This window comes from Granulicella rosea (genome assembly GCF_900188085.1).
In the GTDB taxonomy this organism is placed as follows: Bacteria; Acidobacteriota; Terriglobia; order Terriglobales; family Acidobacteriaceae; genus Edaphobacter; species Edaphobacter rosea.
This window is the reverse complement of the sequence record NZ_FZOU01000008.1, coordinates 15349-37612: the sequence shown is the minus strand read 5'-3', so window position 1 is coordinate 37612 and position 22264 is coordinate 15349. Positions and strand designations below refer to the sequence as shown.

The window sequence follows — 22264 nt, the reverse complement described above, 5'->3', positions numbered from 1 at the left end:
GATGTCTCTACTGCCCATGAAGGATGCCGTTCTGATTACGAGCGGCGATCTACGCGAATCCGCGAACCGCGCCTGCTGGCCCGCGCAACAGGAGTTGGAGCGCCGTCTGATCGAGCGCTTCGCAGCCGAGGGCGTCGTCCTGCGCCGCGCTGTGGCCGTTACGCCTGAACGCGGTCACGGCTTTGTGTCCAGCCAGCGTGAAGGCATGGATATCTTCACCGAAATCGACCCCACCGCCAACCTCGTCTTTGCGACGGCTGCGTGGCAGTACTCGCATCACGTGTTGCCCGGTCTGCGCAGCCACCGGGGACCAATCCTGACGGTGGCAAACTGGTCCGGTCAGTGGCCCGGTCTGGTCGGCCTCCTCAACCTCAATGGATCGCTGGTGAAGACGGGCCAGCCCTTCAGCTCGCTGTGGAGCGAGCACTTCGACGACGCATGGTTTATCGAGCGGCTTCATGAATGGGTGACGACAGGTCATGTCGATCATCGTGTCTCCCATGTGCGCAGCCTCGACGACGTGAAGCTGCCGCCGCGGCAGGCAGAGCAGGCCGCGGCGCTCGCCGAGCGCCTGTTGCGGAAGAAGATCATCCTCGGCGTCTTCGATGAAGGCTGCATGGGGATGTACAACGCCATCGTCGACGACGAAATCCTGAACCCGCTGGGCTTCTTCAAGGAGCGTCTCAGCCAGTCGACGCTGGTCGCGAAGATGAAGACCGTCGACGAGGCGGAGGCCGCGAAGACGCTGCAATGGCTGCGCGACCGGGGGGTTCACCTCTCGCTTGGAAGCGACGACGCGACCGAGCTCACCGAGTCGCAGCTTCTCACGCAGTGCAGAATGTATATCGCATCGGTTCGTCTTGCGAAGGAGTTCGGCTGCGACGCCATTGGTATTCAATATCAGCAGGGCTTGAAGGATAGCGTGCCCGCCTCCGATCTTGTCGAAGGCCTGCTGAACAACCGCGAGCGTCCACCCGTGCTCGACGAGCATACGGGCGTGGAGTTATACGCTGGCGCGCCGCTGCCTCACTTCAACGAGGTCGATGAATGCGCGGGCGTCGATGCGGTCATCACGAACCTCTGCTGGACCGCGCTTGGGCAGGATCCCTCGACGACCCTGCATGATCTGCGCTGGGGGGCGTCTTATCCGGTCGAGGGCAGGGATGAGTTCGTGTGGGTCCTGCAGATCTCCGGCGCCGCTCCCGCGAATCACTTTCTGAACGGCTATGCCGGCGCCACGAGCGACCGCCAGCCCCCGATGTACTTCCCACTCGGCGGCGGCACGCTGAAAGGAATTGGCAGACCCGGTCGCATCGTCTGGAGCCGCGTCTTCGTGGAAGGCGGCGCACTGCATATCGACCTGGGCGTGGGCTCCGTGGTGGAGCTTCCGCCAGCGGAGGCGAGCCGCCGCTGGAGCCAGACCACATCGCAGTGGCCGCTGGTCAGCGCCATCTTCGACGGCATATCGCGCGATGCGATGATGGCTCGCCACCGCGCCAACCACGTCAATATCGTCTATGCGGAGAAGCCCGAAGAGGCGCTCACGTTGAAGGCCGCCATGTGCCAGCGCCTGGGGCTGCACGTGCATCTGTGCGGGTCGGTGCAGCTTGGCTAAGTCGAACGAAATACTCATGGACGAAGTAGTTCAGGATAAGAGGACAACGATGAGCATCTCCGGAGCGGTTGTAAAATGCACCATCGTGGGCGCCCTTGGCGGCCTCCTCTTCGGCTTCGATACGGCCGTTATCTCCGGCGCGACCGCGGCTCTCACAGCACAGTACCATCTTACTTCGGGCATGCTGGGCTTTACCGTGGCCAGCGCGTTGTGGGGGACGGTCATCGGCGCCATCTTCTCGGGCATCCCCGGCCAGCGCTTCGGCCGTCGCGACAGTCTGCGTGTGATGGCGGTCTTCTATGTCGTCTCCGCGCTGGGCTGCGCGCTTGCCTGGAATATCGATTCGCTGCTGATCTTCCGCTTCATCGGCGGCCTGGGCATCGGCGGGTCGTCGGTGCTCGGACCGATGTATATCGCCGAGATCGCGCCGCCGAAGTGGCGAGGCCGGCTGGTTGGATTCTTCCAGGTCAACATCGTCGTCGGCATCCTGCTGGCCTATATCTCGAACTATCTCATCGGCACATTCCAACTGGGCCAGGTGGAGTGGCGCTGGCAGCTTGGCATCTCCGCCGTACCCGCGGTGTTGTTTGCGCTGGCTCTGTTCTTCATTCCACGCAGCCCACGCTGGCTTATCATGCGGGGCCGTTACAAGGAGGCTCTCGAGGTGCTGATCGCCACCAAGGTCGACGACCCGCAGGGCGAACTGGACGATATTCGCGAAGCGCTCGCACGCGAGGAGCCCGGCAAGAACGACTCGCTCTGGGCGCGCAAGTATCGCCTGCCGGTCGTGATCGCGTTGACGGTGGGCATGTTCTGCCAACTGACGGGCATCAACGCGGTGCTTTATTACCTGAACGATATCTTCGCCCTCGCAGGCGCGACGAAGCTCTCCGGCAGTCTGCAGGCATGCGCCGTGGGCGCGATGAATCTCGTCGCGACGCTGCTGGCGATGTCGGTCATCGATCGCTTCGGCCGCAAGAAGCTGCTGCTGATCGGCACGGCCGGGCTTGCGGTTTGCCTGTCCGCGATCGGATATCTCTTTTACACGCACAGCCACCTTGATCTGCTCATCTGGCTGCTAATGATCTACATCGGACTCTTCGCCATCTCGCATGGCGCGGTGGTCTGGGTGTACATCAGCGAGGTCTTCCCAACGCGCATGCGTTCGAAGGGCCAGGGACTCGGCAGCTCCTCGCACTGGATCGCAAACGCGGTCATCTCGCTGGTCTTTCCCATGGTCGCGAAGGCCTCGGGGTCGGCGCCGTTTCTCTTCTTCGCCGCCATGATGGCGCTCGACTTCGTGCTCGTCTTCTTCTATTACCCGGAGACCGCCGGCATCTCGCTTGAGGTGATGCAGCAGCGCATCGGCACGGAGTAAGCCGACCTGATGCCGTGAAGGGCCGCGACCTTGAGTCGTGGCCCTTCGCTATTTGAGGGCAGCCCGCGTTACTTGCCGACGACGGAGACCGTCACCGGAACCGTGATCGAGGTGACGCCATCGGTGAAGACGGCGTTCACGTTGAACGTGCCTCGCGCGGCGGAGTTCGTGGCGCTGCCGCATCCGGCCAGCCCAATGCTGACGGTCAGTGCAAGCATGAGCGCCAGCACGCCCGCGAGGCGACGGCGGCGGCGATAAAGCAGCAGCATGGCGCCGAAGCTGCCCGCCAGCGTGACGGCGCCGGTGTGCGCGAGCATCGCCGTACTCGCTCCGGAGGTGCCGATGGTCAGCGTGACGCTGGTTGCGCCATCTGCCTTGACCGCGACGCTCGCCGGCGAGAAGGCGCAGGTAACATCCGCCGGCAGAGGCGTCGCGCAGGAGACCGAGACGTTGCCCGTGTAGCCACCGACTGTCACCAGCGAAAGTGCGGCTGTGACGCTCTGTCCGGTCACGACGGAAAGTCCCGGTGTGCTGGTGGAAGCGGTGAAGGCGGGCGCGACGATCACCTGCGCGACGCTTGCGCTGGAGCTTGCGTAGCCGCTCGCCGTCGGGGTGAAGGTCGCCTTGACCGTGTAGCTGCCAGCCGCCAGCGTGCTGTACTGCAGCGTCGCAATGCCCGAGGTGGGATCGATGGCCGCAGTGCCCAGCGTGGTTGCGCCTGCGGTGAAGGTCACGTTGCCGGCGAGTGCTGCCGCGCCGGTCGTGTTCTGTCCGGAGACGACGGTTACCGTCGCGTTGAAGGTAAGGTTCGTGTTCAGATCGGCGCTCGCGCTGGAGGTGGTGAGCGCGGTCGCCGTCTGGATCGCTGCCGTGCCGCTGAGCGCCACGTTCTGCGAGTTGTTGGCGATGTTCAGCGAGTTGTTATAGACCGTCAGCGTGCCGGTAAGCGCGCCGCCCGTGCTCGGCGACAGAATGACGCCGATGGCGCAGGTCTGGCCAGGCTGCAGGACCGTGCTCGCGCCGCAGTCCGAGTAGGCGGAGGAGCCCGATGCCACGACGGCGAAGTTCACCGACGGCGTGATGGCCGTGAAGGTCAACGCCGTGTTCCCCGTGTTGGTCTCGTAGACGACCTCGGTCTCGCTTTGCCCGCCAACCGGCGCCGCGTTGGTGAACGCGATGGCGTTGGCTGTGCTCGATATCTCGCGCAGGCGATAGACGCCGGGGTCGGTGAAGAACAGCGTGCCGCCAGCTCCCCAGGCCATGCCGTATGGATCCCAGAGCGCCGCGGTCGTGAGCGCGTTGCCGGAGACGACGGCCTGTGTGCCGATGCCGGCGTAGGTGGAGATCTTGCCGTCGTAGCCGCTGATCTTGCGCAGGTCGTACTTGCCGTAGTCGGAGACGTAGATGTCGCCGGCCGGGTCCATGGTGAGGCTGTAAGGGTTGGTTAGCAGCGCCGCGCTGGCGAGTCCGCCGTCGCCGGAGTAGCCAATGCCGCTGGCGCCCGTGGTCGAGCTTCCGCCGATGGTGTACATGTAGCCAAGCTGCGGGACGATGCCGCTGTTCTCCAGCGCGATCAGCGACGCCATGCGCGAGCCGCCGCCGTAGACCACGCGCACCTTCGCGACCTGCGAACCGGAGGTGGTGGACTGGTCGGTGAAGACGAGGTCGCCGTCCGGCGTCAGCACGAGGCCTCGAGCGTAAAGGATGCCGCCGCTCGCGGCGAGCGCGCCGTCGCCCGAGGAGGCGAAGACGCCGCCCGCGATCTTGTAAACATAGCCGACGACGGGTGCGGTGACCGTGGGATTCTCGGCCGTGATGAGCGCTGCCGCTGCCGCGCCGCCGTTGTAAATGACGCGAATGCGCGAGGTGCGCGCGGCGTTCGTGGAGTCGTCGACGAGAAAGATGTCGCCCGAGGTGCTGACGGCAACCGCCGCCGCGTAGGTCATGATGGCGCTGTTGGCGAGCGCGCCGTCGCCGCTCGCGCCCGGCGTGCTCGTGCCGGTGCCGCCGAGCAGCGTGTAGATGTAACCGACCTTTGGCGAGCTGGTTGCGGCCGTGCAGGCAGTCGCTCCCTTGGCCAGGCCGAAGAGCGTTGGATTCTCGATCTCGATGAGGCACGCCATGGAGGCGCCGCCGGTGTAGATGACGCGCAGCTTGTAGGCGTTATAGTCCCCGATGAGGATGTTGCCGTATGCATCGACGGCGATGCCTGCGGGCGAGTTCAACGGAGAGGTCGTGGCGGTGAGTGTCGTGGCGATGCGATTGTCGTCCGAGCCCTTGAGATGCGTGCTGGTGGAGCTGGTATAGGGCGTGGGGTCGCCGCCAAGCGTGTAGACATCGCCCGCCGTCGGTGCACTGGTTGCGCCAGCGCAGCTTGTCGCTCCGGTTGCAAGGCCGAAGAGCGTGGGCTGCTCGATCTCGATGAGGCAGGCAAGCGCGGCGCCGGCCTGATAGACGACGCGCACGTTGCCGCTCACCTCGTCGGCGATATAGAGGTTGTTCATCGCGTCGACGGCGATGTTGTAAGGCGCGGAGAAGCGCGCGCTGGCGACCGGACCGTTATCGCCCGAATAGTAGTAGCCGCCCGAGGCGCCGCCCAGCGTGGTGACGTTTCCGGGCAGAAGAATGCCCTGCGGGCCGCTGGCGAGGCCGGTAAGGCCGATGCTGGTGACGACGCCCGTGGAGTCCGTAATGGCGATCGTCTGCTGGCGAAGGCCGGAGTACGTCGGCGTGAACGTCACTGGGATGCTGCAGGTCGCGCCGGCGGCGGTCGCGGCCGAACCGTCGACGGTACAACCCGTCACGGCGCCCAGGGCAAACTCCTGGTGCCCGTTGACCGACGGCGCAATGGCGACGCTCGAGATGGTGACGGCGGCGTTTACCTGAATCTGAACGGTCTGCGAGACCGAGCTGCCCGCGGCGGTGAGCGGGAAGCTCGTCGCGGAGGCGTTCACGACCGTGTACTCCGTCGTCGCGGCAGTCGCCGCCGGCGCGGATGCGGATGCTGCAACGAGGGCCAGAAGACCGAGTACGGAGCGACCAATTCGACCAAACATCATTTCTCTTGACTAAACCCTTCCTGAAGGGCCGCGACGGAGTGCTCCGGCGGCGGTTCATCGACATCCAGCACGCCACGGCGCGCAGAGAATAGGCAAAATCGGGTGCAGGCGGGCGCTCCGCGAGGAACGTGCTCCGGCGCAAAAAGTTGCAGTAGACATGTGCAGATGTTACGGTCACAGAATACATCAATGTTTCGACGTGTCTTCATGTGTTCTTAAACCGTGTTTGTGTACAGACGCGTGCCGCTTTGTCCCTGGCTGTCCGACTGTCAGCTCCATATCACTGCGTCTTTTCCGCAAGGAGATTCCGGTAACTCATGCGCCCGCTTCGCCCGATCCTGCCGCTTGCCCTGCTCGTCGCGTTTTCTTCTCACGGCTTTGCGCAGTCGGTCGATACTGCTGGCCTTGAAGTCGATCTTCATGATGCGTCCGGCGCCGTGGTCGCCGGAGCGACCCTGACCCTGACGCAGATCGACACACACGATAAGCGCACCGGCGTCACCGATAGTCACGGACGCTTCCGCTTTCCCGCGCTGCATCCCGGCACGTACCAGGTGATCGCCGCGAAGAACGGCTTCGCCGAACTGCACCAGGCGAACATCGTGCTGAACGTAGGTTCGACCGCGACGGTGGACCTCGCCATGACGGTGGCCTCCGCCGATACGGTGGTGCAGGTGACTGCGCAGCAGCCCGCGATCGATCCCGACAATACGACGATCGGCCAGACCATCTCGGAGCGTGAGATTCGCGACCTGCCTTCGGACGGCCGCAACTTCCTCGACTTCGCGACGACGGTGCCCGGCGTCACTTCGACGCAGACCACCGGACAGAACTCGGGCTTCTCGGTCAACGGCCAGCGCTCGCGTTCGAACTCCATCATGATCGACGGCGTGGAGAACAACGGCGCCATCAACGGCAATGTGCGGCTTACGCTCTCGCAGGAGGCAATCGCGCAGTTCCAGGTGCTGACGGAGCAGTTTCCGGCCGAGTTCGGCGGAGCGGGCGGCGGCTTTATCAACGTGATCACGAAGTCGGGCAGCGATCAGTACCACGGCGATGTCTTCTACTTCAATCGCAACCAGTTCTTCGCCAACCAGAACCAGTTCTCGGCGGCGAACCCAAACATCTACAACCGCAACGACTTCGGCGGAGCCTTCGGCGGACCGATCAAGCTGAACCGCACCTACTTCTACGCGGCCACCGAGTACATCGGCACGGTCACCTCGGCGGCGTCGAACTTCTGCCACAACGGCAGCCTCCGCGCCAGCGGCGCAACCTGTACGTCGACGACCTACGACTCGGTGAACACCACGCTCGCCACGGGCGCTCTCATCGGTTCTCCGGTGCGTGGTCTGGACTTCGACGCCTATATTCCGCAATCGTCGGCCCTGTCGCTGAGCTCCGTACGCATCGATCATCGCATCGGCAATCGCGACACGCTGATCGGGCGCGTGCTGTACGACCAGTACATTCAGGGCGACAGCACCGACGCCGGCACGATCTACGACATCTCCACCGCCGCGGGAACCTATACGCACACGCAGAACTACTTCGCGGAGGAGACGCATATCTTCTCGCCGAACCTGCTGAACGAAGCGCACGTCATGGTGGCGCCGCAACGTTTGAAGCAGCAGGGCAAGACCGCCGGACCGGGCGCGAACATCGACGGCATCGTCTACGTCGGGCAGACCGCGGACTTCCCGGTCACCCTGAACGAAGATCACTACGAAGCGGACGATGCGCTGAGCTGGACGAAGCGCTCGCACCTGTTCAAGTTCGGCTATCAACTCAACTACGTCCGCGCGCACAGCTACTTCCCGACCGCCTTCGCGGGGCAGTGGAACTTTTACACGGTCACGCACTTCAACCAGAACGCGCCGGACATCTTCACGCAGAGCTTCGGCAATCCGAACACGCAGCTGAACGACACGCTGATGGGCGCGTATGCCCAGGATAGCTGGAAGGCAACCTCGCGCCTGACGTTGAACTATGGCGTGCGCTACGACGTCGACCTGCAACCACAAGGGCTGAACGGCAATGCCAGCGACCCGATCCAGGCCAATCTTTCGAAGGGCATGCCGCGCGACCTGAACAACTTCGCGCCGCGTGTCGCGCTGGCCTACTCGCTGGACAAGCGTGCGAAGACGGTGCTGCGCGCGGGCTATGGCATGTTCTACGACAAGAACCTGCTGATCCTCGCACGCAACACGCTCGAGAGCATCGAGACGCTGACGCTGAACACGGCAACGCCCGTGACCGCGACGCAGCAGTACAAGACCGGGCCGTATACGTCGAACACGACTTATCCAACTGGTGTGGGACGCGCGCCGTCGATCAGCCTCGCCGATCCCGGCCTGCGTATCCCGTTCACGCACCAGGTGGACCTCGGCGTCGATCGCGCGCTTACGTCGCACATGATCCTCTCGGTGACGGGCGTGCATGTAACCGGCGAGAAGCTGCTGAAGGAAGCGAATACCAACCTCGGACCACCGGTGATTCTGACGGCGGCCAACGCGGCTTCGCTGGGCGTGGCCACGCCGACGGCGCAGCAGATCGGACGTCCGTACTTTGCGAACTCGGACCGCGTGAACGCGAACTTCAACGACATCAACGTGACTGGTCCGTGGGGCCACTCGAACTACAACGGCCTGCGCGCCACGCTGACGCAGCAGGCTCAGCACGGCCTGACCTTCCGCTTCGGCTGGGTGTGGTCGCATGCGGAGGACGACGCCGCGGACTTCCTCAACGGCAACTACGCCAACAACCCATACGATCCGCACGCGGAGCGCGCCTCTTCGAACGAAGACGTCCGCAACCGCTTCACCGCATCGCTGGTGTATCGCATACCCTACGGCGGCGGACGTGGCCTGACGCACCAGTTGCTTGGCAACTGGGTGATCTCGGGCCTGATGACCGGCGGATCAGGAACGCCGGAGACGATCACCGTCGGTTCGGATGTGAACAACGACGATGCGACGACGGATCGCCCGTTCATCAACGGCGCGATGGTCGGCCGCAACAGCTTCCGCGGCGGTCGCCAGTCGAACGTCAACGCGCGTGCGCAGAAGGAGATTCGCACCTTCCGCGGCGAACGGCTGAGCTTCTCGGCCGAGGCCTTCAACCTGTTCAACCATAACAACTACACGGACTTCAACACCGTGTGGGGAACGGGCGCGACGCCAACCTCGGCCAGCTACGGGCAGCCCGATGCTGCGTCTTCGGCGCGCATCCTGCAGCTTGGGGCAAGGTACAGCTTCTAAAGCGGCTTACGCCTGGGCCCTGGCCAGTGCATCGGTCTACTTCCGTGGGCGCAGACCGAGATACCCGCCGTCGGCGTCGTAGCAGTAGTCGAAGAGTGTGAATGGGTGCAGGCCGGTGTTGACGAAGGTTCCATGCGTGGCCGGTCTCCACGAAGTACGGCGTGGCGCGGCGGCATTGCCTGAGTCGTTCACCTTGAAGTCGTAGGAGAGCTGCCCGCCCAGCAGATAGATCTTGACCGGCGTGCCGCCTGGGACGTCGCCGTCCTGAGGCGCGTTTTTCGTCTCCAGCATCATGTTGGTCAGGCCGGTGTCCATCAGGACCGAGCCCATCGTGGCGGCCTTGCCGTCGACGGCGAAGGTTCCCGCCGCGGTCTCCCAATCGCGGGGACCGTTGTAGTTGTCAGGAGCCTTGCCCTCGCGCGCGACCAGCTTCTGCCACGACCAGGCGCCCGAGACCGTCTCCGCATTCAGGCCCAACTGGATGCCCTTCGGCGAGATGAGGTAGCCGCGACGCATCTTGCCCTGCTGCATGGCATCCAGTTGCAGGAAGGCGTTCTTCAGTTGCGTACCGAAGCCTCCGCCGCGACCGAAGCCGATGCCGAGCATGTGTGGATTCGGCGCGGAGGAGCTGGGCTTGCAGCGTGCTGCGTTCACACCCTTGCCGGTGCAGTCCATGTTCGTGACGGCGAGCACCGGAACATGCGCGACCACCGGGCTGCCGTCGGGCAGCTTCGCGTCGGGGAAGGTGATCTCGACCGTCGTCCACACGCCCGATTCATGCACGCCCGAGCTGGAGTAGGTCAGCTCGCCAGGCGTGCCGTTGCTCGCGTCGAAGTTCTTGACCGCGATGGCGCCGACGACGATGCCGACCGAGCCGGTGTCGACCTGGAAGCTCTCCGCCGGACCGCCGTTGATCGACATACGAACGTGCAGCGAGTTGAGCGCGTTGAAGTCCAGCGGTTTGCTGTAAGGCACCGTGACGACGTCCGTTCCCTGCGGGAAGGTGGGGATGTCGGCGGGCTTCTGCGCCTGAACCGAAACGGGGAAGAGAGCGCCGGATACGATAAGCCATGAGGCGAGGAAACGAGACAGCGACATCGGTTGCTCCTGTGGGATGTTTCTATGGGCGCGCCACGTCCACCGTTCCGATCGCGCCCGTGCCTTGATCGCGCACGACGAAGCGGATACGTTTTGTATTGGCGGGGATCTTCAGCGGCATGGCGAAGCCCGCGCGTACGCCGTGCTCGATGTCGTCCGTGGCCCGTATGCTTTCGGTAAGCTCCTTCGCGTCGTGCGAGAGCTGCTTGTCCTTCTCGTTGAAGCAGACGGCCATGATGGTGACCTCCGCATGACGGCTGCCATCGGGCTGGTCTTTCCAGGTGAGCTGCTTTGCCACGACATTGATCCGATACCCCGAGCTGGAGGGAGCAGCCTTCACGTTCAGACCGTCATAGGGCAGGGTGGTCTGCGCGGCGGCGGCGATGTCCCATTTCAACTGGCCGGAGCTCCTGCTGCCGGCGTCCGGAACCTTCTCGACTGGCGGCGGTCCGGGGAAGTAGCCGGCGCGCGTGATCGCATGCAGGGACTTGTCCTTCATGACGATGCGTATATGGCGGTAGGCCGCGGCGTCCTGGTTGTCCGTGGTCGGTGTGTAGGAAAGCGTGTAGTAGTTGGCTGCGTCGCGCAGACCCTGCTCCACGGCGCGGTCGATGTCGTTGCGTTCCGAGAAGACCTCGCCGCCGGTGGCCGCGGCGAAGTTCGTGAACTCGAGCTTGCCCGAGAGCGGTCCGAGACCGTTGCCGAAGGTTCCGCCCACGGTCGCGCCATCCTGGCTGTCGTCTTCCTGGGTCTGCGCATGCACGCCGCCGGGATCGACGACGTAAAGCGCGACGCGCGAGGCCAGCATGCGCGCCGTGACGGTCTGCACCACCGCGGACAGCTTGGCCTGATCCTCAGGGCCGAACTGCGTGGTGTCGACCGAGGGGTAGCCATTGCCGACCCAGACGACGTTCTTGCGTCCCGCCGCTCCGTGCGAGGCGTCGGCGATCTGGCCGAGGATGCCCAGCGTCTGCGCCATACGCTCCAATGCGCCGTAGCCTCCGGCGCCGCGCATCATCTGCCAGGGATACTGCGGCATGTGGGTCGCGAGCGCGGAGAGCAGGTCCGCACGACGCTGCGTGTAGTCGTGCAGCACGACGAAGCGGTTGTCGCCGGCGGCGACGAGCTGCGTCGGCACAGGCAGAATCTCCGGCAGACGCAGCAGATACTTCTCCATCTCCGCGCGCGAGTACGCCATGTCCTCGAAGCGTGAGTTCAGCTCATCGAAGACGAGGATATCGACCGGAGCATTGCCGATCTTTGCCAGGTCGGCGGTGCTCTGCACGAGAGGCGCGTGCGCTGCGTCGGTCGCGGCGAGCTGGCTGGCTTCGAAGTGCCGTATGCTCTGCGGAGCCTTGTCCTCGAAGAGCGAGAACTGCGAGGCGTCGAGGTTCGGTACAGGCTTGCCGTTGCGATCGAGCACCACGACATCGAGGACGACGAGCTTCGTCGAGACGCTGAGGCGATACGTGTCGGCGTTCGTCTCCTGTGCAGGAAGACAGGGGGATAAGAGCAGGCAGGCGGCGGCGATGGATGAAGCTAGGCGCAACGTGTACTCGCAATCGAGAGCGGATTTCGCAGCTTTATCTTACTACGGTGCGTTGCCGCGTCCGCTCGTCGGCGGAGGCTGCTGAATCTGCGCGGCGGATCGTGCTTCATCTTCCTGCCCGATTGAAGTAAGCAAGCTCTTCGGCCGATACACCCAGGAGTGTCTATCCGGAGCGCATGCATGGCGTGTTCCGACGATCTCTGCGAGGTGCTCTCGTGTCGCGAGTGATGTGTGCCGTCTTCCGTGGCTTCGCTTGTGCGACTCTGGCGCTGACGACCGGCTGCGCGACGAGTACAGGGATAAACTCACCCTCTTCGCCGATCGCCCTGGCTTCCACGGTAAGCATCTCGGGCGCCTCGCACGCGCGCGTTGGCACAACGGTGCAGTTCGTCGCAACCATCTCCAACAGCGGCAGTTCAGCCGTAAGCTGGCAGGTGAATGGCGTTGCCGGCGGATCGGCCGCGGCTGGGACGATCTCCTCCGGCGGCCTCTATACCGCCCCGGCGACATTGCCTTCGCCGAATACGGTGAGCGTGACGGCCGTCAGCAAGGCCAGCGCCTCGGCCTCCGCGACGGTGTCCGAGGCGATCTGGAATCCCGTACCCATCGTGAGCGCCGCCACCGCCGTGCAGACGGGCAGCGGCTCGAATATCGCGCTCGACGTTACGGGATCGGCTTTTGTGCAGGGCGCGCAGATTGTCGTGGGCGGCGCGGCCGTGCCGACCACCCTCGTCTCCGCGACCGAGCTGCGGGGAACCGCAGGCCCCAGCACGGGGTTGACCACGCTGGCGATCGCCGTGCTGAATCCAAACCCCGGCGCAGCGTCCTCCGCGATCGGCAATGCGCAGATTCAGAGGCTGCAGGCATCCCTGACGGCTGCCGCGCGGCTGCTCGATCAGGCCACCTTTGGCCCGACGCTCAACGATATCCAGCACGTGCAACAGGTGGGGCTCGACGGGTATCTCACCGAACAGTTCGCGGCCGCGCCGACGATCGAACCGGACATCGCGACGCCTCCGCCCGCGGTGTGCGCGACGAATACGATTCTGTGCCAGCAATCCGAGTGGTGGCGGGCGGCGCTCACCGGGAACGACCAGCTTCGACAGCGTGTGGCCTTTGCCTTCGCGGAGATCTTCGTCATCTCCACCAACTCCGTCCATGCGGAGTCCGCGATTCCTTTCCAGAACATGCTGGTGAAGGATGCCTTCGGCAACTTCTCGACGCTGCTGCAGGACATGACGCTCTCGACCGGCATGGGCGCATACCTCAACATGCTCAACTCCGCCAAACCGGCCTCCGGGCAGATCGCCAACGAAAACTATGCGCGTGAGGCGATGCAGCTCTTTACCATCGGCCTCTACGAGTTGAACCAGGACGGAACGCCGCAGCTCGACGGCAGCGGAAACAGGATTCCCAGCTACACGCAGGCTCAGGTGCAGGCGTTCGCGCGCGCGTACACCGGCTGGACCTATGCGACGGCCACCGGCGGCTCGCCCACAACCTTCCCCAACAACGCGATGAACTTCGACGCTCCCATGGCGCTCGTTGCCGCACAACACGATACGACCGCCAAGACGCTGCTGAACGGCACAGTGTTGCCGGCCGGACAGACAGGCACGCAGGATCTCGCAGGCGCGCTCGGCAATCTGTTCGCGCATCGAAACCTTGGGCCGTTCCTCTGCCGGCAACTGATTCAGCATCTGGTGGCCAGCAACCCCAGCCCCGCGTATGTGTCTCGGGTCGCGGCGGTCTTTGCGGATAACGGCAGCGGCGTACGCGGCGATCTGAAGGCGGTCGTGCGCGCGATCCTGATGGATACGGAGGCCCGCGCAGGCGATACCGACCCGACCTTCGAGGGCGGCCATCTGCGTGAACCGATCCTCTACCTGACCGGCGTGATGCGTGGCCTGAGCTTTGTGAATACCGACCCAACCGGCTATTACGGCACGCTCAGCAACTACACCGCGCCACTCGGCCAAAAGCCGTATGCTGCCGGCTCGGTCTTCAACTTCTTTCCGCCCGACTATGCGATACCAGGCACGACGGCGACCGCCCCGGAGTTCAGCATCGAGAATACGGCCAGCACGATGCTGCGGCTGACGCTGGCGAATTCGCTCGTCTACAACAGCATCAGCGGCTTCAAGCTGGACCTTTCCGCTGCCAGCGCGCTTGGCCTGATGGCCGCGAATCCCGGCAACCTGGTCGACTCACTCGGAGTCATCTTCATGCACGGACAGATGCCCGCCGGCATGCGATCGGCGATCGTAAACCACATCTCGACCCTGACCGATCCCGCGCAGCGTGCGCGGGTAGCGACGTATCTGACGATCACCTCTTCGCTCTACAAGGTGGAGCACTAAGACTTCGCGCAGGCGCGAGCCGAAATCAACGAAGTCACCAGGGAAGCAGGATCATGGCTAGCTCGCGACGCAGCTTTATCAAGTACGCCTCACTCGCCGCGGCCGGCAACGCAGCCGGCCTGCGTCCGTTCGGGATGCTGAACTCCTTCGCGCAGGCCGGCGGGGCGGGGTATAAGGCGCTGGTCTGCATCTTCCTGTACGGCGGCAACGACGCGAACAATATGCTGATTCCGTTCGACGCCAACGGATACGCGAGTTACTCGAAGATTCGCGGGCCGCTGGCGCTGGCGCAGAACACCTTGCTGCAGCTGGGGAGCGCGCCGGACTTTGCGTTGAACCCGAACCTGCCCGATATCCAGACGCTCTTCGCCAACAAAACGGCGGCGCTGGTGACCAACGTCGGCACATTGATCGAGCCGACCAACCGGTCGCAGTATCTGGCCGGCGGCACGGCGCCGACGAACCTCTTCTCGCACGCCGACCAGCAGTTGGAGTGGCAGAATGCATCGCCATCCGGCGCCACGACAACAGGCTGGGCAGGCCGCATCGCCGATACGATGAACCTGAGTTACAACCCGAATGCGAGGATTCCCATGATCGCTTCGGTCGCGGGAGACACGCTCTTCTGCGATGGCGCCGGCAGCACGCCGGTCTCGGTCAGCCCGGGCAATCTCGGCGGCGCCGCATGCTCCGAGGGCGCGACGGAATGCGCAGCCCAGCAGGCGACGGCGCAGGCGTTGCTGAACTTCAGCTCCGGTTTGTCGCTGGTGCAGGCGGACAACAACATCACCTCGAACGCCTACTCCTACGCAAAGACGTTGTCGGATGCGGTGCAGTCGGTCTCGCCTCTGCAGACGGTCTTTCCCACCGGGAACAGCCTGGCCGCGCAGTTGAAGCAGATCGCGCAGATCATCGAGGTACGATCGGCGCTGGGCGTGCAGCGGCAGATCTTCTTCGCGGGCGTGGGCAACTTCGATACCCACGCAAACCAGATCGCCCTGCAAGGCGCGCTGCTGGCCCAGATTGGTCCGGCGATGGCGGCCTTCTATCAATCCACGGTCGAGCTCGGCGTCCAGAACAGCGTCACCAGCTTCACCATGTCGGACTTCAGCCGGACCTTCCAGCCGAACTCGAACACTGGTTCCGACCATGCCTGGGGCTCGCACCACATTGTGATGGGCGGCGCCGTAAAGGGTGGACAGATGTACGGAACCTTCCCGAATCTGGCGTTGGCCGGTCCGGACGATTCGGGTTCGAACGGAAGATGGATTCCCACGACCGCAAGCGTCCAGTATGCGTCGACCCTGGCGCAATGGTTTGGAGTCAGCGCCTCGCAACTCGCCAACATCTTTCCAACTCTGGGCAGCTTCAGCTTGAACAACCTGGGCTTCGTCTAGAGCGAACGGCCGTCCGCTTTCCAACACTCGCCCGCATGCTTGTCGTCCACAAGCACGGCGAATTCAGCCTGTCGTCTCTCCGTACACCTGCGCAACGCAAGCACGCGGACGGTCTATCGCTGCCGCTGTACGTGCCCCGTAGCTTTCAGAAACCTATCTGAGGCTGAGGCTGCGATTTCTTACACGCTGAGAGGATTTCCCCCTCGACCGCTCTCCGATTCGTAGATACGACCGAGAACGGCCCGCCGCCGTTTCGCGCGCTGCCTGTGAGCCGGAGGAGAGCGAAAACGATAACGAGTCGAGTTTGAATGCTGAAACGATTGCTCCTCAATCAAATCACAAACAAGGATTGACAAAAGGGGGAATGAAGCAGTAGTTTGCTTGAGACAAATAACGTTCTCATTTTGCAATCGCCAATTTCGAGCGGTCCGATTTGAGAAGCGCCCTCAAGGAGATGTATCGGTGAACCGCAAAGTTTCTTTCATCTGGCGGCTAGAGACCGCAACTCGCTTCTGCAAGATGCTGTCTCATGCGTGGTTGCTCCTGCTCTGCGTCGCGGTGGGCGTCGCGAGCGCATCCGCGCAATCTACCAAGGGATCGATTCTCGGTCGCGTCTCCGACAGCTCCGATGCCGTGATCCCAGCCGCGTCGGTCGAACTGCAGAACCAGGGAACCGGAGCCGTGCTCCAGGCCACGACGGACTCCAGGGGAGACTACACTTTTTCGACGATCGATCCGGGAACTTACACCGTGATTGTGAAGCACGAAGGGTTTGAAGAGGCCGCGGCCAGAGGGATCGTTCTCGATGTAGCTCAGACCATCCGGCAGAATATCGTGATGAAGATCGGAACGGCAACGGAGGTGCTGGAGATCACCTCGGCCTCGCCCGTTATTACGACGGACAGCCCGGAGATCAGCACGGTGATCGACAGCCGCCAGATCGAGAACACACCGCTCGACGGGCGAGACACGATCTATGGGTTGCTGGCGCTTGCGCCGGGCGTTCAGCGCTCCACAAGCAATCCGCTCGTCGCTGGCAGCAGCTTTCAGGGCGGCACATCGGCCACGGTCGATGGCATCAGCCAGAACGACATCTTCAACGCCCGTATCGCGGGCCCCGTACCCTCCTTCGATGGCATCGCACAGTTCACCGTCATCGGTTCGGCGGCGCCGGCGAGATTCGGCCGCGCCGGGTCGCAGGTGCTTATCGTTACCAAGGCCGGCGGAAATCAGTTTCATGGGTCGGCCTTCGAGTTCAATCGCAACAGATATCTCTCGGGCGCCGGATACTTTCCGCTCAATCCACGGCCGCACTTCAACCGCAATGAGTTCGGCGGCTCGTTCGGCGGTCCGATCATCCGGAACAAGCTATTCTTCTGGGCGACCGTCGAGGATCTTCGCCTCGTTCAGTCGAAGGCCATCCCCACGACCCAGCCCTCACCGGAGATGTTGACCGGCGACCTTGGCCCGATATCGAACTATCTCGGGATTACGCAGATGGTAAACCCGAACACGGGCGCCCAACTGCCCAAAGATGCGGCGGGATTGTGCTGCCAGGTTCCCGACTCCGCGATTAGTCCCATATCGAAGTATCTCTTGGGGTTCTTTCCGAAACCGAATGGCGGCATCCTGGGCAGCGGGCCGCAGGGCTGCTATTACCCGACCAATCTTGCTCCGAACTGCGCCGCGGGCCAGGTCGGCTCCTCCTCCATCACCGACTTCATCTATGGCAGTCCGACCTATCAGAAGAACTTCCGCTGGTCTCTGCGCGGGGACTACCAGTTTTCTCCGAAAGATCACTTCAGTCTGCGGTACTACCAGGTAAATGGTGGACCGTATGTGGGACCGGATCTGGCTAATGCCGCGCCGCTGTTCGGCAACTACTCCGGAACGGGTACGTTGAGCAAGAACGTCGTCTTCAACTACACGAGGATTGTCTCAGCCAATATCGTGAATGAATTTGTCGCGGGCTACAACCAGGAGCACGACCCGCGCGAGTCGCAGAATCCCCAGATTAATCCGGGCGCGCTCGTTCCGGGCGTGCCGAACGCTCCCGCGGGTTACGGCGGCCTGCCGACCGTCGGCATCTACGGTCTTTCCGGCATCGCCGATGCATCCAGCAACTACTTCAATGCGCAGCATATCTACCAGTTCAACGACAATGTAACGTTCGTGCATGGCCGTCACTCCATGGCGGCAGGAGCACAGTATCTTCGACAGCGCTCCGGACAGGGAGGTTCTTATCCCGGTTCGTTTACCTTCGTCGGTTGCTTCAGCGCCCAAACCTGCACAGCGGGCGCGGCTGGGGCGACGGAGAACAAGAATGTCGCGTATGCCTTCGCCGACTTTCTGATGGGGAACATGTTCACCTCCCAAACGCAGAACAAGAACAACCTCTTCGACGCGACGGGATCGTCCTATGGTTTGTATGTGCAGGATAACTGGCTGGCTACGCCACGGCTTACGTTGAATCTCGGGTTGCGTTATGAGAAGACCTTTCCTTTTGGCAGAACACGGGGCGGTCTCGCGAACTTCTATCCCGCGATGAATGGCGGAGCCGGGGCAGAGGTCTACATCTCCGGACAGGAGGATCCGAATCTCGTCGCTGCCTATCCGCAGCCGTATATCGTCAACGGCGACACCGTCGGAATCAACTACAACAACTACTACAAAACCCAGAATCTGAACTTCGGACCTCACGTTGGCTTCGCTCTCAGAATGAACGACAAGGGAACCCTTGTTATGCGGGGCGGCTACGCGCTGATCTACAACTACTTCCCACCCTTTATCAATGGCCTCGGGAACAGCCCTCCTTTTATCAAAGCCACAACCTACCAACAGCCGTCTGGAACGGGCGGGACCAACACGCCGCAGCTCACATGGGCAAATCCGTTCAATAGCACCTCCAGCACAGGCGGTCCTTCGGTGAGCGCAGTCGAGCCGCGACCGAAGCAGCCCTACAATCAGCAGATGAACCTTAGCGTGGAGTGGGAGTTCATCCACAACACCGCGCTTCGCGTCAGCTACGTCGGCAACCTCGGAACGCATCTCGCCGATCCGTATCCGTTGAACAATCCTGTGCCGCAGCCGCTCGCGACCGGGCTGACGAACGTCCAGACCATTCGGCCCTATCAGCCCTGGGGGACGATCTCTTACGAGCAGTTCAATACCTCCACGAACTTCAATCAGTTTCAGGCGGCGATTCGGCGGCGATTTACCGATCTCACCCTCAGCATGGACTTTCAATGGAGCAAGGGGCTTGGCGTCGACGCCTTCAACGATGGAGGAGTGACTAATCCTCTGAATATTCGCCAGGACTACGGCAATCTGGACTATTACTCCAGGCTCTACTACGTATTCAGCCATATCTATCAACTGCCGGTGGGCAAGGGAAAGCGTCTTCTTCGCCATGCTGGAACGATCACCGATGCGGTTGTAGGGGGATGGCGTGTCTCTGGCGTGCTAACTCTTTACGATGGTCTTCCGATGTCTGCGTCGTTCACCTCGATCGGCACGCTGGGCAACTATCCGAGCGGCAGGCCGAACATCGTTCCCGGAGTGCCGCAGATTCTCAAGGGTGGCTCGCCCGCCAAGACGCCGATGATCAATATCGCCGCGTTCTGCATCCCGGGTGAGTGCCCGTCCGACGGAGCCGTGATGAACTCCAGCGGTCAGTACACATGTCCTTCCGGCAGCACGACGTGCCCGAATACGACAACGGAGTTTACCTACGGCAACGAGCAGCGCAACTCCATGTACGGGCCGGGCTTCGCCAACTACGACGCCAGCCTGCAGAAGGAGTTTCACATCGAACGGCGTTATACCTTCCAGCTTCGGCTGGACGCCTTCAACGCCCTGAACCGAACGAACTTCGCGACACCGGCCAACCGGAGCATCAGCAACAACGTTGCATTCGGGGAATCGACGTCGCAGCAGGGAAATGCTCGCGAGCTTCAGCTCGGCGGCAGGCTCACGTTCTAAGGCTCGCAGCAATGGCTTCGGATGTCGATCGATATGGGAGAAGGTTCATGAACTGGAAGACACGCATTGCGCTCTGCGGCGGCTGCCTGATGGCGCTTCTACCGCATGGCTACGCTCAGCAACCGGGAGGCGCCGCGATCGGCGCGCTCACCTTTCAACAGGGCATCATCACCACGCTTGCCGGCAATGGAACGTCCGGATTTACCGGCGATGGCGGCCCGGCGGGAAACGCACTGATCACGAACGGCATTCGCGGAATCGCGGCCGACAGCGCGGGCGACGTCTTCTTTGTGGATGATGTAAGCTTCACGGTGCGCGTGGTGTATGCGGGCGGCGCCGCTGCGGCAAAGCTCATCACGGCGGAGAATCCCACGGTGACGGCTCCCGTGGTGGGCAACATTTATCTGATTGCCGGTAAGGAAGGCACGGGCGGCACGCCGGTCAACGGCACGCTGGCGTCCGCCGCTCTCTTCAAGCCGGGCGCCACCCTCGGTATCGACCTTGCGGGCGACGTCTACCTCAACGACCTCGGCACGAACAAGGTATGGGTCGTCTATGGGGGAGGCACCGGCACTGCGGGCTCGAATCTCATCGCGCTCGAGGCCGGTGTGACCGCGCCGGTGCTGGGCGCAACGTATGCGGTTGCCGGCAACTCCGCGACCAGTGGTTACACCGGCGACGGGTCGCTGGCCACGGCCGCAGGCGTTGCCCTGCGCGGAGTCAACGATGTGAAGTTCGATACGGCGGGCGATATGTATCTCGTCGACCAGGGAAACAACGCCATCCGCGTTGTCAGTGCGAAGACGGGTGTGATCAGCACCTTTGCCGGCGGTGGCAGTGGTATGGGTACCGCAGGCTCCTCCGGCTTGAACGGGGCCGCGACCTCGGCCCTGCTGAATGCGCCGTACGGTCTGGCGGTGGACGCCGCCGGCGACGTCTACATCGCCGACAAGTCGAACCATGAAATCAAGGTGGTCTACGAGGGAGGGACTCAGGCCGCGGCTCTCATCAATATCGAGAACAAGACGACTGCGACGCCGACGCCGGGAAACATCTACCTCGTCGCGGGCGGCGGCTCCGCGCATACGCCGTATGGCGGACTGGCAAGCGCGTCCGCGCTGAACTCGCCCACGATGGTCGCCCTCGATGCGGCCGGAGATGTCTACATCGCCGATAACGGCTACGCGTTCGTCACGGAGGTCAACGGTTCGACGGGCATCATGACGACCGTCGCCGGAAGCGCGACCGCGGGCTTCGCAGGCGACGGAGGCGCCGCGGCAAGCGCGCAACTGAACGGCATCCGTTGCGTCGCGGTCGATGGGGCGGGCAGGTTGTACATTACCGACGCAACCAACCTCCGCATTCGTGAGGTCTCGCAGGGTATCCTCACCTTCGTGGGGCAGGCGGTCGGCAGCACGAGCGCGCCGCAGACGGTGACGCTGACCAACACCGGCAATGCCGCGCTCGACTTCACCGGAGGCGTTCCTCTGTTCGGTGGAACGAATGCAGGCGACTACGCCATCGCCACCACTTCGGCGTTGAACACCTGCACCCAGGCCTCGCTGCAGCCCGGTGCGAGCTGCAACGTCGCCATTACCTATGCGCCCACGCACCTGGGCACAAGCGCCGCTACCTTGACCTACACCACCGACGGCATACTGCCTGTGCAGCAGATTCAGCTCATAGGTCAACTTACGCCCGCGACGACAGGGCTGGCCGCGACGACAACCATGACCTACCCCGGCCAGACGGTGACGCTGACGGCAACGGTGACCTCTACCGGCACGCCTACAGGGACGGTGACCTTCCTGCAGGGAACAACGGTACTGCTGGCGACGGCGCTGCCGGCATCGGGAGTCGCTACCTACACGACCTCCGCTCTTGCTCTCGGCAGCTACACATACTCCGTGAAGTATTCAGGCGACAACAGCTACGCCGGGTCGACCTCGAACACCGTGACGGTCAACGTGGACAGCTTCGCCATGACCGCCAGTTCGACAACGTTGAGCGTGGCGCCCGGACAGGCTGCGCAGACGACGCTGACCTTCACGGGCCTCGGACCCGCGGTCCAGCTACTCTCCCTGAGCTGCACCGGCCCGAGCTCTCTCGGATGTGCGTTTACGCCAGCCTCCGCTTCCGTTCCCGTGAACGGAAGCGTGACCGTCAATCTCTCGGTAGGAGCGGTCGCTACGACCTCAAGTCTGCGCCGTTCGCCGCCGTTGTATGCCCTGGCGTACCTGCCCTTTGCGGGGGTTCTGGGCCTGGGATTCAAGCGACGCCGTCACCCCCGTCTTCTCATGCTCGCGCTGGCTCTCGTCTTTCTTCCCCTCGCATCGTTGTGTGGCTGCGCGGAGAACAACATCGGCAAGCGCCTGGCCGCGGGCGCGCAGACTCTTACGGTGACCGCGGCGGGCCCCGGAACGAACCCGCTGACGCAGTCAGTCACCCTCACCGTCAACGTGCAATGATGAACTCGCTCGGTCTTCTCAAGCGGCGCAGTCGCGGCGATCGAACCGCGGCTGCGCCGGGCGTTTGATGAGGGATGAGCGAAGGGAGAGAGAGGGATT

10 protein-coding genes are annotated in these 22264 nt (G+C 63.2%); 7 read left to right on the top strand and 3 right to left on the bottom strand.

Features of this window, described 5'->3' with window-relative positions; translation table 11 throughout:
- Position 1 precedes the first annotated feature (1 nt).
- Both CHB87_RS18385 and CHB87_RS18380 read left to right on the top strand, forming a co-directional pair.
- Complete coding sequence (locus CHB87_RS18385; RefSeq protein WP_245818081.1) at positions 2–1615, top strand: fucose isomerase; 1614 nt, start codon at positions 2–4, stop codon at positions 1613–1615.
- Positions 1616–1664: 49 nt separating this feature from the next.
- Positions 1665–2993: a sugar porter family MFS transporter gene (locus tag CHB87_RS18380; RefSeq protein WP_089409912.1), complete on the top strand. Its 1329-nt coding sequence runs from the start codon at positions 1665–1667 to the stop codon at positions 2991–2993.
- Positions 2994–3061: 68 nt separating this feature from the next.
- Here the strand turns inward: CHB87_RS18380 and CHB87_RS18375 are convergent, their stop codons facing one another.
- Positions 3062–6052, bottom strand: a complete 2991-nt coding sequence (locus CHB87_RS18375) for an Ig-like domain repeat protein (protein ID WP_089409911.1) — start codon at positions 6050–6052, stop codon at positions 3062–3064.
- A 317-nt stretch (positions 6053–6369) separates the two neighbouring features.
- On the opposite strand from CHB87_RS18375, the gene CHB87_RS18370 reads away from it, so the two are divergent.
- Positions 6370–9312, top strand: a complete 2943-nt coding sequence (locus CHB87_RS18370) for a TonB-dependent receptor (RefSeq protein ID WP_089409910.1) — start codon at positions 6370–6372, stop codon at positions 9310–9312.
- Between the two features lie 36 nt (positions 9313–9348).
- Here the strand turns inward: CHB87_RS18370 and CHB87_RS18365 are convergent, their stop codons facing one another.
- Together CHB87_RS18365 and CHB87_RS18360 are read right to left on the bottom strand one after the other, a co-directional pair.
- Positions 9349–10410: a hypothetical protein gene (locus CHB87_RS18365; protein ID WP_089409909.1), complete on the bottom strand. Its 1062-nt coding sequence runs from the start codon at positions 10408–10410 to the stop codon at positions 9349–9351.
- A gap of 22 nt (positions 10411–10432) precedes the next feature.
- On the bottom strand, positions 10433–11959 hold the full coding sequence (locus CHB87_RS18360) for a VWA domain-containing protein (RefSeq protein ID WP_089409908.1): 1527 nt from the start codon (positions 11957–11959) through the stop codon (positions 10433–10435).
- 215 nt (positions 11960–12174) lie between these two features.
- Here CHB87_RS18360 and CHB87_RS18355 point away from each other — a divergent pair, with 215 nt between their 5' ends.
- The 4 genes from CHB87_RS18355 (at position 12175) to CHB87_RS18340 (ending at position 22165) form a co-directional block, all read left to right on the top strand.
- Positions 12175–14319 carry a DUF1800 domain-containing protein gene (locus tag CHB87_RS18355; RefSeq protein ID WP_245818080.1) on the top strand — a complete coding sequence of 715 codons (2145 nt, stop codon included), beginning with the start codon at positions 12175–12177 and terminating at the stop codon, positions 14317–14319.
- 53 nt (positions 14320–14372) lie between these two features.
- A complete protein-coding gene (locus tag CHB87_RS18350; protein WP_089409906.1) occupies positions 14373–15716 on the top strand; it encodes a DUF1501 domain-containing protein in 1344 nt (447 codons plus the stop codon).
- A gap of 462 nt (positions 15717–16178) precedes the next feature.
- Positions 16179–19697 carry a TonB-dependent receptor gene (locus CHB87_RS18345; RefSeq protein WP_089409905.1) on the top strand — a complete coding sequence of 1173 codons (3519 nt, stop codon included), beginning with the start codon at positions 16179–16181 and terminating at the stop codon, positions 19695–19697.
- A 47-nt stretch (positions 19698–19744) separates the two neighbouring features.
- Positions 19745–22165, top strand: a complete 2421-nt coding sequence (locus CHB87_RS18340; protein WP_176441851.1) for an Ig-like domain repeat protein — start codon at positions 19745–19747, stop codon at positions 22163–22165.
- The last annotated feature ends 99 nt before the right edge of the window (positions 22166–22264 follow it).

Bases quoted from the DNA above. Each gene is read 5' to 3' on its own strand.
- CHB87_RS18385 (WP_245818081.1), top strand. From the start codon at position 2: ATGTCTCTACTGCCCATGAAGGATGCCGTTCTGATTACGAGCGGCGAT.
- CHB87_RS18380 (WP_089409912.1), top strand. From the start codon at position 1,665: ATGAGCATCTCCGGAGCGGTTGTAAAATGCACCATCGTGGGCGCCCTT.
- CHB87_RS18375 (WP_089409911.1), bottom strand. From the start codon at position 6,052: ATGATGTTTGGTCGAATTGGTCGCTCCGTACTCGGTCTTCTGGCCCTC.
- CHB87_RS18370 (WP_089409910.1), top strand. From the start codon at position 6,370: ATGCGCCCGCTTCGCCCGATCCTGCCGCTTGCCCTGCTCGTCGCGTTT.
- CHB87_RS18365 (WP_089409909.1), bottom strand. From the start codon at position 10,410: ATGTCGCTGTCTCGTTTCCTCGCCTCATGGCTTATCGTATCCGGCGCT.
- CHB87_RS18350 (WP_089409906.1), top strand. From the start codon at position 14,373: ATGGCTAGCTCGCGACGCAGCTTTATCAAGTACGCCTCACTCGCCGCG.
- CHB87_RS18340 (WP_176441851.1), top strand. From the start codon at position 19,745: ATGAACTGGAAGACACGCATTGCGCTCTGCGGCGGCTGCCTGATGGCG.